At 69.1% G+C, this 11360-nt stretch carries 8 protein-coding genes; 4 read left to right on the top strand and 4 right to left on the bottom strand.

Annotated features, from left to right (window positions below; translation table 11 throughout):
- Nucleotides 1–41 precede the first annotated feature (41 nt).
- The 4 genes from BV908_RS18965 to BV908_RS18950 all read left to right on the top strand — a co-directional run bounded on the left by BV908_RS18965 (nucleotide 42) and on the right by BV908_RS18950 (nucleotide 6452).
- The gene (locus BV908_RS18965; RefSeq protein ID WP_011805635.1) at nucleotides 42–1043 is read left to right on the top strand and encodes an IS1595-like element ISCsp2 family transposase; all 1002 of its coding nucleotides are present in this window, start codon (nucleotides 42–44) and stop codon (nucleotides 1041–1043) included.
- 75 nt (nucleotides 1044–1118) lie between these two features.
- Nucleotides 1119–1886, top strand: a complete 768-nt coding sequence (gene imuA, locus BV908_RS18960) for a translesion DNA synthesis-associated protein ImuA (RefSeq protein ID WP_103738929.1) — start codon at nucleotides 1119–1121, stop codon at nucleotides 1884–1886.
- Nucleotides 1852–3261, top strand: a complete 1410-nt coding sequence (locus tag BV908_RS18955; RefSeq protein WP_103738928.1) for a DNA polymerase Y family protein — start codon at nucleotides 1852–1854, stop codon at nucleotides 3259–3261. The genes imuA and BV908_RS18955 overlap by 35 nt, the downstream gene beginning before the upstream one ends.
- Complete coding sequence (locus BV908_RS18950; protein WP_103738927.1) at nucleotides 3258–6452, top strand: error-prone DNA polymerase; 3195 nt, start codon at nucleotides 3258–3260, stop codon at nucleotides 6450–6452. Before BV908_RS18955 ends, BV908_RS18950 begins: the two co-directional genes overlap by 4 nt.
- Nucleotides 6453–6515: 63 nt before the next feature.
- On the opposite strand, the gene BV908_RS18945 is transcribed toward BV908_RS18950, so the two are convergent.
- The 4 genes from BV908_RS18945 to BV908_RS18930 all read right to left on the bottom strand — a co-directional run bounded on the left by BV908_RS18945 (nucleotide 6516) and on the right by BV908_RS18930 (nucleotide 10721).
- Complete coding sequence (locus tag BV908_RS18945) at nucleotides 6516–7769, bottom strand: SEL1-like repeat protein (protein ID WP_103738926.1); 1254 nt, start codon at nucleotides 7767–7769, stop codon at nucleotides 6516–6518.
- 35 nt (nucleotides 7770–7804) lie between these two features.
- Nucleotides 7805–9550: a DUF4384 domain-containing protein gene (locus tag BV908_RS18940; protein WP_103738925.1), complete on the bottom strand. Its 1746-nt coding sequence runs from the start codon at nucleotides 9548–9550 to the stop codon at nucleotides 7805–7807.
- Between the two features lie 94 nt (nucleotides 9551–9644).
- A complete protein-coding gene (locus BV908_RS18935; protein WP_011805218.1) occupies nucleotides 9645–10064 on the bottom strand; it encodes a hypothetical protein in 420 nt (139 codons plus the stop codon).
- A 66-nt stretch (nucleotides 10065–10130) separates the two neighbouring features.
- The gene (locus BV908_RS18930) at nucleotides 10131–10721 is read right to left on the bottom strand and encodes a hypothetical protein (RefSeq protein ID WP_103738924.1); all 591 of its coding nucleotides are present in this window, start codon (nucleotides 10719–10721) and stop codon (nucleotides 10131–10133) included.
- Nucleotides 10722–11360 lie beyond the last annotated feature (639 nt).

Below are 11360 nucleotides of genomic sequence, written 5' to 3'. Positions count from 1 at the left end.
AAGGGGTATCTATTTAGCTCCAGTGACGTGAGAATAGCTGGATGGAAACCCAGATGCTAACGCCAACTCCTGGAGGGGACTACCCCCGCACCTGGAACGAATTTCTTGACTGGTTTGCCACCGAAGAGGCTTGCCAGGCGTTCCTGGAGAAGCTTCGGTGGCCCCAAGGCTTCGTCTGCCCGCGTTGCGGCAACGCTGGCGATGTGTACCGCGCCAGCCGCACCCGCCTGATGTGCCGCTCATGCCAGTACCAAGGCACAGTGACATCTGGAACCATCTTTGACAAGACGCGCACACCGCTGCGTGTCTGGCTGGCTGCAGCTTGGTACCTGACCAATCAGAAACAAGGCGTGAGCGCCCTGGGGCTGCAGCGCGTATTGGGTTTGGGGAGCTACCAGACCGCCTGGACCATGCTGCACCGGTTTCGACGTGCCATGGTCCGCCCGGGCCGGGACAAGCTCAAGGGGCTTGTGGAGGTGGATGAAACGTACCTGTCCATCACGGATCGCAAGAATCCCGCCACCCCTGCAGGGCGCAAGAGCAGCACCACCAAAGTGTTGATGGTCATGGCGGTGGAGATCGTGGAGCCCAAGGGGTTTGGGCGCATCCGGTTACGCCGCATTGACCGAGACGCCGCCACCCACGTAATCCCCTTTGTGCAGGAGGTGGTCGAGCCTGGAGCCCAGGTACGCACGGATGGTTCGGCGGCATACCGCGCTCTGGGAGAACTGGGTTACACCCACCAGCGCACCGTCATGCTCGGCTCAGGCGTACCTGCCCATGTCTCCATGGCGGGAGTGCACCGGGTCGCCTCACTGGTACAGCGCTGGGTGCTGGGAACACATCATGGCTCTGTACAGCCAGACCACCTGGACGCCTATCTCGATGAATTCGTGTTCCGTTTCAACCGGCGCACATCCAGCTCACGCGGGATGCTGTTTTACCGCTTGCTGCAGCAAGCGGTGGTTACGCCGCCAGTGACGTATGGGGATGTCGTGAGCAAGAACACCGGGGAGAGCCAATCGGATACCATTGCTGGATGAAATCACAGTATCAATGGGGCTGCTGGAGCTAAATAGATACCCCTTATATTTGAACAGTATTCATCGGCGGTTTGCATGGCGGCTTTTCTTTCCTCTTCCCTGAACGCGCTGCCCGGCGTCTGGCAGGGCGATGCCTGGGCGCACGCGTCGCAGCCGGCGCTGGCCACGGGCCATGCGCCGCTGGATGCGCAACTGCCCGGTGGGGGGTGGCCGTTGGGGTGCATGAGCGAGTTGCTGCTGCCTCCCCAGGCCCATCCCGAGTGGACCCTGGTGATGCCGGCCCTGGCCGCGCACCTGGCGCAAGGCCCGGGACGCGCGGTACTGGTCACGCCGCCGCTGGAGCCCTTCCTGCCGGCGCTGCAACCCGTGGGGCTTGCCGCCGACCGGCTGTGCTGCATTCACCCGTCCAGCCCGCGTGCGGACATGGCCGCGGCATGGGCTTGCGAGCAGGCGCTGCGTTGCCGCGACGTGCGCGCCGTGCTGGCCTGGCTGCCGCAGGTGCCTGCCGCCGTGCTGCGGCGGCTGCAGCTGGCGGCCGCGCAGCACCGCCAACTGCTGTGGGTGATGCGTCCCGAGCGCTCGCGCGCGCAGGCATCGCCCGCGCCGCTGCGCCTGTGGCTGCAACCGCAGGGCGAGGAGCTGCACGTCCATGTCGTCAAGCGGCGCGGCCCGCCGCTGGCGCAGCCCGTGGCACTGCCCGCACGCACGCCGGTACTGGCCGCGGCGCTGCAGGCACAGGCCCAATGGCGCCGCCAGGTGCAGGCGGCCGCCTGGGGCATGGGGGGCCGCACACCGCAGGAGGTGGAGGATGCATTGGCTTGCCTGGCACTTGCCACCCATTGAGGCCACGACCGGGCCCGCCACCGGGTCCGTGATCGGCCTGCCGCCTGCCGCGCAGGGCTGGTGGGCGCTGCGCTTCACGCCGCGCGTGGCCCTTGTGGACGAGGCGCTGCTGCTGGAGGTGAGCGGTACCGAACGCCTGTGGGGCGGGCGCGCCGCTCTGCAAAGCCTGCTGCGTGACCACGCACCCCCCGGGCCCGAAACCCTGGAGGGCGGACCTCTCTGGGCCAGTGCGCCCACGGCGCTGCAGGCCCTGGCCCTGCTGCGCCTGCAGCGCCAGGGCCGGCCCGTGCCGCGGCGGCTGCCGCACGATCTGCCGGTTGCCACCCTCTCGGCGCTGCGCCCGCATGCCCAGGCGCTGCAGCAGCTGGGCTGCCGCACCTGGGGCGCCGTGCGTGCGCTGCCGCGCGCCGGGGTGGCGCGGCGCTTCGGCGCCGAACCCTTGGCGGCGCTGGACCGCGCCTGGGGCGACGCACCGCATGGCCTGGACTGGATCACGCTGCCCGAGCAGTTCGCGCTGGAGCTGGAACTGCCCGCGCTGGCCGAATCGGCCCCCGCGCTGCTGTGGGCCGGCCAGCGCCTGCTGGATGCACTGCAGGGCTGGCTGCGCGCGCGCCACCAGGGCGTGCAGGCGCTGGAGCTGGCCTGGCGCCATGACCTGCGCCGTATCGACGGCGTGGACCTGCCCCCCTGGCAGAGCCTCACGCTGCGCACGGCCGAACCGCTGCAGGGCATGGCGCACCTGCGCCGCCTGCTGGCCGAGCGCCTGGCGCACCAGCGCCTGGCCGCGCCCGTGAGCCGGCTGGCGCTGCGCAGCCTGCAAACCGCGCCCATGCCACAGGCCAGCGCGGACCTGCTGCCGCCCCAGCCAGGCGACGCGGGGGCGGGGCAGGGCGAGCCCTGGCACCAGTTCGTCGAGCGCCTCTCGGCCCGCCTGGGCGCGGACAGCCTGCGGGTGCCGCAGTCCCTGGCAGACCACCGTCCCGAATGCATGCAACAGTGGCAACCGGCCCTGGCGGCCCGCGCCGCGCCGCCGGCGCCCGCACAGGACTGCACCCTCGCGCCCTTGCTTCCGCCCTGGCTCGTGCGGCCTCCGCGGCCGCTGGCCCTGCGCGGCAGCCGGCCTTGCCTGCACGGCCAGCCGCTGCGCTTGCTGGACGGGCCGCAGCGCGTGGAAACCGGCTGGTGGGAGGCCGTAGCGGACCTGAACGACGACGAGAGCGATGTGCAAGGCAATGCACACAATGGCGCGCAGGACGGTGGCTCGGCCCTGGTGCGGCGCGACTATTTCGTTGCCCACAACCCGGCGGCGGGCACCGTCTGGGTCTTCCGCGACCGGGCGACGGGCGGCTGGTTCTTGCAGGGGGTGTACGGATGATGCTGCCCGCCTACGCAGAGCTGCACGCGCTGAGCAACTTCAGCTTTCAGCGCGGCGCCTCGCACCCACAGGAACTGGTACAGCGCGCGCACGCATTGGGCTACAGCGCCCTGGCGCTGACCGACGAATGCTCCGTCGCCGGCGTGGTGCGCGCCCATGGCGCGGCGCAGGCGCTGGGCCTGCCGCTCATCGTGGGCAGCGAGTTTTGCTGGGGCGACGTGCGCATCGTGGCGCTGGCGCGCGACGTGCAGGGCTGGGGCGACCTGTGCGAGTTCATCACCGCCGCGCGCCAGCGTGCCGGCAAGGGCGGCTACCGCGTGGATACCCAGTCGCCCTGGGCGCTGCTGCAGGGCTGCGAGGTGCTGCTGGCGCCGCGGCGCGAGGCGTTTGTGGATGCTTCTGATTTAGTAGCTGTCAGCGCTTGTCTGGAAAGCGTTAGAGGCCTATTTGGCTCTAACTGCTGGCTGGCGGTAGAGCTGCACACCGCGCCGGACGACGGCCTATGGCTGCGCACGCTCACGCAGGCCGGCGCGCAGCTGGGCCTGCCGTTGGTGGCCGCGGGTGACGTGCACATGCACTCGCGCGCGGCCAAGCCGCTGCAGGACGTACTGACCGCCGTGCGCCTGGGCCGCAGCGTGGCCGCGTGCGGCTTCGCGCTGCAGCCGCATGCCGAGAAGCGCCTGCGCCCGCGCAGCCGGCTGGCGGGCCTGTACCCGCCCGCGCTGCTGGCGGCCACGCTGCAGGTGGCGGCGCGCTGCACCTTCAGCCTGAACGAGATCAAGTACCGCTACCCGCTGGAGACCGTGCAGCCCGGCATGACGGCAAGCCAGACGCTGGCCCGCCTCACCTGGGAGGGCGCGCGTGTCCGTTACCCCGATGGCGTGCCAGAAGCGGTGGCGACGCAGGTCGAGAAGGAGTTGGCGCTGATCGCCGAGTGCGGGTACGAGATGTACTTCCTCACGGTGCACGACATCGTGCGCTATGCGCGCAGCCAGGACATCCTGTGCCAGGGGCGAGGCTCGGCGGCCAACTCGGCGGTGTGTTATTGCCTGGGCATCACGGCGGTGGACCCGCAGAAGACGCGCCTGCTGTTCGAGCGTTTCATCAGCCGCGAACGCAGCGAGCCGCCCGACATCGACGTGGACTTCGAGCACGACCGGCGCGAGACCGTCATCCAGTACATCTACGACAAGTACGGGCGCGAGCGCGCCGCGATCACCGCGGTGGTCATCAGCTACCGCACGCGCAGCGCCCTGCGCGACGTGGGCAAGGCCCTGGGCGTGGCGCCGGCGCTGGTAGATGCGTTCGCCAAGGAGCACCACTGGTTCGACGACGTGCTGGCCACGGAGCACCTGCTGGCGCTGGCCGAGCGCCTGGGCGAGCCGCTGGGCGCGCACACGGCCGCGCTGTGGCTGCAACTGGCGCGCCAGCTGCGCGGCTTTCCGCGCCACCTGAGCCAACACGTGGGCGGCTTCGTGCTCACCGAGGGCAAGCTCACGCGCCTGGTGCCCGTGGAGCCGGCCGCCATGGACGGGCGCTCCATCATCCAGTGGGACAAGGATGATCTGGACGCCATGGGCCTCTTGAAGGTGGACGTGCTGGCGCTGGGCATGCTCAGCGCGCTGCGCCGCTGCCTGGAAATGCGTGCCGCGCTGCGGGGCGAGTCATGGGACCTGGCCGACATCCCGCCCGAAGACCCGGCCACCTACGACATGGTCTGCCGCGCTGACACCGTGGGCGTGTTCCAGATCGAGAGCCGCGCGCAGATGAGCATGCTGCCGCGCCTGCAGCCGCGCGAGTTCTACGACCTGGTGGTGCAGGTGGCGATCGTGCGGCCCGGGCCCATCCAGGGCGGCATGGTGCACCCCTACCTGCAGGCGCGCGAGCGCCGGCGCCAGTGGCAGCGCAGGCAGCGCACGAAGCGCGAGGAGCCGTTCCCCATTGAATACCCGAGGCTCGGCAACGCCCTGCGGCGCACGCTGGGCGTGCCCATCTTCCAAGAACAGGTAATGCAGATCGCCATCGACGGCGCGGGCTTCAGCGCGGGCCAGGCCGACGAGCTGCGCCGCTCCATGGCCGCCTGGCGGCGCAAGGGCGAGGTGCACCGCTTCGAGAAGCCCTTCAAGGACGGTCTGTTGGCGAACGGCTACCCGCCGGAATTTGCCGACCGGCTGTTCCAGCAGATCCTGGGCTTTGGCGAATACGGCTTTCCCGAAAGCCATGCCTACAGCTTTGCGCTGCTGGCCTACGCCAGCAGCTGGCTCAAGCGGCACGAGCCTGCGTGCTTCCTGGCCGCGCTGCTCAATGCGCAGCCGCTGGGCTTTTACACACCGGCGCAACTGGTGCAGGACGCGCGCCGCCATGGCGTGCGCGTGCTGCCCATCGACGTGGCGACGAGCGACGTGGACTGCACGCTGGAGGAGCCCCTGGCACCCGTTGCCGGCGTGTCCTTGGCGCAGCCGGCCGTGCGCCTGGGCCTGCGGCTGGTGGCGGGGCTGGGCGCGGCGGCCGCCGAGCGGCTGGTGCAGGCGCGCGGCAGCGGCCCCTTTGTCAACAGCGAAGACCTGGCCCTGCGCGCGCGGCTGGACCGGCAGGATCTGCAGGCCCTGGCCGCGGCTGATGCGCTGCGCGCGCTGGCGGGCCACCGGCGCCAGCAGATGTGGGACGCCGCGGCCCAGCTGCGCGCTCCGCCGCTGCTGCAGGACGCGCCCGTGCATGAGGCCGCCCCGCAGTTGCCCGCCGCACCAGAGGGCGAAGACATCTTGTGGGACTACGCCGCCACGGGCCTGACGCTGCGGCGCCACCCCCTGGCGCTGCTGCGCGAGAAGCTGCAGCGCTGGCGGCTGGCCACGGCGCAGCAGTTGCAATCGGCGCCCCATGGGCGGCGCGTGCGTGCCTGCGGCATCGTCACCGTGCGCCAGCGGCCGGGCTCGGCCAACGGCACGATGTTCGTCACGCTGGAGGACGAGACCGGCTCGGTCAATGTGATCGTGTGGCCCGCGCGGCTGGAGCGCTGGCGCAGCGCGCTGCTGCGCTCGCGCCTGCTGGCGGTGGAGGGCGTGTGGCAGTGCGCCCGCGCACCGGGCGCGGACACGGCCGTGCGCCACCTGGTGGGCGAGCGGTTCAAGGACCTCACGCCGCTGCTGGGCCGCCTGGCGCAGGCGCTGGACGGCAGCCGCGACTTCCATTGAGTTTCAAGAGAAATAAGGCTCTGGCGCTTATGTGACAATCGCTGACAGCTATCAAAACGATAGTCAGCATGGCCCCACGGGCCGGCCCGAGCGCCATTCCTGTGGAATCAGCGCGTACAGCGGCGTGGGGTCGCGCACGAACAGCTGCGGTGTGGGCGGCGGCTGCAGGGTGAGCACCGAACCCTCGGGCGACAGCTCCATGGTGGAGAGCTGGCGCATCCAGGCCACATCGATCGTGCCGTCGGGCGCGGGGCGCGAGTAGATCAGCTCCAGCATGCGCTTGGCGGGTCGGCTGCCGCTGGCGGCGGCGATCTGGTACAGGCGGATGGCTTCGGTGTAATTGGACGGCACGCCGTCGCCGCGGTGGTAGCGGCGCGCCTGCGCCAGCCATTCGTCGGCCGTGTGCGGGGCGGGCTGTGCGCTGATGGTCTGCTCCATGCGGCTGGCGAGCAGCCGGGCATTGGAGGCTGCCGCGGGCGAGCGCGGCGCCGCCGCGCGGAACTGTGCCAGCGCATCGGGCAGGCGCGCCGCGGCGATCTGGCGCAGGCCCAGTTCGTTGAGCGCCTGGGCACTGCCGGCCTGGGCGGCGCGCTGCAGCAGGGCTGCGTGTCCGTTCTCCTGTGGGGGGGCATCCGGCGCGCGCGGTGCGGCGGCGGGAGGCGGCAGCGGGGCCAGGCGCTCCTGCGCCCACCATTCCAGCAGCAGCGCCAGCGGCGCGTCCACCGCACGCAACTGGGCGATCCACGGGCGCGCGGCCGCAGGTTGCGGCGGGCCCACGCAGCCATCGATCTCGCACCAGGCCAGGCCGGCGCTGGCGTAGGGCTCACCCAGCGCGCGGGCGCGCTCGAACCAGTACCGCGCCTGCGTGCGGTCCAGGGGCACGCGCTCGCCGTGCAGGTACAGCAGGCCCAGGACCCAGGCGCTGCGCGCGGCGGCCTTTTCCGCTGCGCTGCCCTTGCGCGCTGGCGCCAGCGCCGTGGCGCGCAACCGGCGCAACTGCGCCAGGGTGGCCTCGTCCTCGGGCTGGGGCAGGCGCAACGGTTCGGCCTGGGGTTGGCCGGAGGGCTGGATGCGCGGCACACTGGAGGAGCCGGATGGCTCGATCAGCGGGGCCGTGGGCTGCACCGCCGGCGGCGTGAAGTCGCCGCCGCCCTGGCTGGGCTGGATGGCGGGCTGCGGCAGCGCTTCGATGCGCGCTTGGGCCGGAGCCAGCAGCGTGCACGCCAGGAGCAGCACGGCCGGCAGGGCCAGTCGTCTGCCGCTGGGCGGTAGGGCGGCACCGGCCCGGGGCGCGAAAGGGCGGAGCAGGGGCGTCATGGCGGCGTCCTGGCGAGGTGGGGCGGGCCGCGCCCTCAGCGCTTGGCGGGCTGCGGGGCGGCAGGTGCGGCCGCCGCGGGCTGGGTTTTCTTGGGCTGGGTCTTCCAGTACACCTCGGACTTCACGTAGCCACTGGTGCCCACGCCCTGCTGGAAGGCCTTGTCGATGTCCTCGATGGTGCGGTAGCCGGGAATGTTGACCAGCCCTGCGCCTTGCAGTGGCGCGGGCAGCCGGGGCAGCACGTCGGTTTCGGCGGCAAAGCAGGCCACGCGCTCGGTGCCAGGGCGGCTCGCGTCCATGATGAAGGCCGGGTTGGGCACCAGCCAGTCGGGCAGTCGCAGCGCCTGGTTCGCCGCCACCAGCGAATGCGGCGTGACCTGGTTGGGCGTGAGTCGCATGACGTTGCCCGAGGGGTCGGCAAAGTAGCAGTACATGTGTGAGGTGCGCGACACGGTGGCAGACACGAACACCTGCTCGCCGACTTCGAAAGTGGGCTCCATGCCCGGGGGCAGCGCATTCTCGATCTGCATGTCGATGCGCCGTGGCGGGGGCGTGGTGGAGGTGAGCACGAGGCCCGAGGTGCGCACGGGCGTGGAATCCCCTTTGTTCTCGGCCATGCTGCCGGTGGGGCCCGACGGGCCCCAGCCCACCCGTTGCAGGGAGCCATCGGGTGCCAACGTCACGAAGTGGCGCATCGCGCGCTCGTAGGTGGAGAAGTCCAGCACGCCGGTGGGCACCAGCAGGCTGTCGATCTGGAACTGCGTGAGCGCGGTGCGCAGCGCGGGCGAGTCCAGCGCCAGCAGGTCGGTGCCCGCCTGCAGGTAGCCCTGCGCGATCAGCGAGTTCTGCACCAGCGTGGCCTGGCCTACGCCGCCGCTTTCGTCGAACCAGTCGCGCATCTGGCGCTGAAAGTCGGGATGCGTTTGTTCCAGCGTCAGGCACTGCCAGTAGGGCACGCGTGCCCACTTGCCCACCAGCTCGATGGTGGCCAGGTCAATCAGCGTGCGCATGGCGCCGCCGGCGCCCAGCGCGTAGTCGCGCCCCACGTTGAAGTTGACGCCGTAGCTGCCGATGCGCCCGGCCACGTCCAGGCCCTGGCTGCCGCTGCCGATGACCACCTCATTGGCCGAGTCCAGTCCGGGAATCAGCGTGCGCGTGCGAAAGTCCCCCAGGTGCATCTCCAGCCCGATCACGGTGGCCGAGCGGTTGCGGCTGTAGCCTGTGTCCAGGCGGCTGGCGGAGGTGCCGGCGTCGAAGCGGTTGGTGGCCACGTTCTGGTCCACGAACGCAATGGCACCCGACACGTACAGCGCGGGGCGCTGCAGTTGCATGAGGTTGTTGTTGAGCAAGATGGTGGTGAGGTTCTGCACCGTATCCTGGCGCACGATGTCCACCTCATAGTCCACGTAGCGGAAGGCGTTGGACAGCCGCGACATCTGCGACAGAGAGGTGATGATCATGTCCTTGGCAGCAACGGGCACGCGGCTGGAATAGTCGATGACCTGCTTGCTGGTGATGAGCGTGGTGGGCACCTGCGCGGCGCGCAGCATGTGGTCCATGCACATCAGCGAATCCGAGAAGCTGGAGACCGAGCGCGTCGGGCGCACGACGGGGCGGTCCGTCGTATAAGCCGCCTGCTGCAGCGATGCGTCCTTGCGGGGGTCTAGCGGCGTTGTGCAGGCACTGAGCAGTAGAGCGCCCGCCAGCATCAGCCAGGCAGCGCCACGGCGTGGGGCGCCGTTGCGGCCAGGACCGCGGGGAAGTGTGGTTGCGGTGTTCATGGCAAAGCCCTCTCGTCTTCGCGTTATCCAACCCTCTGGCGCGGCCGAGCAGGCGCGCGGCGCATGCCCGGCCGCGCCCGCACGCTGGTGGCCGTCACCAGCAGATATTGACCAGATCCCCTCGCAGCACCACCACCTGGTCGGCGCCGGGCTTGCCGGTGCCACCCGAGGCCGCGGTGCCGAAGTTGCTGCCCACGGATTGCGAGCACACGACCTTGGAGCCTTGCGTGTTCACCGCGTTGACGACGTCCTTTTCGGTCACGATGCCCGTGGTATCGCCAGAGAACGCCTTGGCCACGTAACGAGTCAGGCGCGCCTGCTGCCAGGCGGGCAGGCCGGTGTCGTGGTTGATGTAGCCGGAGCGCGGCGCAGAAGGCAACGGCTGCATCTGCACATTGACCTTCTTATCCAGCACCACCGGGTCTTCTCCCGGCGCGGCCCAGGCGGGTGCCGCGGCGCAGAGGGCCAGGGCTGCCGTGGCGGGCGCCAGGAAGCGTGTTGCGCGACTGAGCATGGCGAATCTCCTCAAGCAACCTGCACAAAAAGCGCCAGGCCTTCAGTAGGCCCGGCGCTCGCGGACTCACCAGTTGGGGCGATAGCAGTTGCCGCCGGGGCAGGGATCCTCGGCGCAAGCGTCATTGGAGGAGATGTTCTGCACCGCGAACGAGTGCGAGCCCTTGGCCTGGTTGACTGCGCTGCCACCGATGAAATTGGCCGTCTGGGTGGAAGCTGCCGCTACCACCACATGCCCGTAGTTGGAGGCGACGTTCTGGGTGGCGTGTGCATCGCTGCCGTCAGCCAGGTTGCTCAGCACGGCACCCAGGCTGTTCACCGTCTGGCTGGAAGCAGCGCGGATTTCCACCTTGCCGTTGTTGCTGGCGAGGTTCTGGCGGGCAAGGGCGTCGTCACCCTTGGCTTCGTTGGTCACGGCACCCAGGCCCAAATTGGCGGTCTGTGTAGACGAGCCCCCAGCAAAGACCTGCACGGGGCCGGCGTTGGAGGCAATGTTTTGCAATGCCTCGTTGTGTGCGCCGGACGTATTGGAGATGGCGGTGCCGACCGAGTTGGTCATTTGCACGGAAGGCCCATTCAGGGTGATGGTGCTGGGCGGTTGCACTGCCATGGCAGCAGTCGCGACGGCACTCAACGCAAAAAATGCAAGAACTTTCATGACTGTCTCTCCTATAACGTGTCAAAAAGACCGCGCCCTCCGGTGGCTTGGGTTATGACCGGTGTCACGGCTGCATCGACAAGAAGAAAGACCGCACCCGACCCGAGGAGGAATGCCGGAGGCCGCCCGTCTTTTTGTCTGGCTCCAGTTTCCGCAGGGGGGCCTCCGGCATCCATCTCCCATCGCGGGTAGCCGAAGAAGGGGGCGTCTCTGACAGCACTGGAAATGCGTGCGTCAGAGAGGAAAGAGGGCCAAGAGAGGCGCTGAAAAGGTCCGGCGCGGCGGTGTTTCCCAGGTAGTGTCATTCGGTAACAACCGAATCGCTGCGGATGGGATGTGTTTATTGCCAGTGGAGGTCAGACCGGGCGGGACTGCAAAAACGGCTGGCAAAGCCTGCATATTCTTTCGAAGGGAAAATTTCCCATTAATGCGTTTGAATGAGATTTATCCCTTATCTGTGTTAGTTTCAAAATGTGAGTCAGGTAACTCACGAAGAAATTACGAATATCTCCGGATGTTTCGGTGTAATTTGTTTTCCTGTGAGGAAAGCACCCAAAGCGTTGGGATGATCTTTCCGTGGTTACGGTGTGCAAACGCTGAGGGGCCGCCAACAGGCGCCCCCGTCTGGAGACTTCTTTA

Origin of the sequence: Diaphorobacter sp. LR2014-1 (genome assembly GCF_002916785.1) — a bacterium.
Classification (GTDB): Bacteria; Pseudomonadota; Gammaproteobacteria; order Burkholderiales; family Burkholderiaceae_C; genus Diaphorobacter; species Diaphorobacter nitroreducens.
Note: the sequence above shows the minus strand (reverse complement) of the source record. Positions and strands in the feature narration are given on the sequence as shown.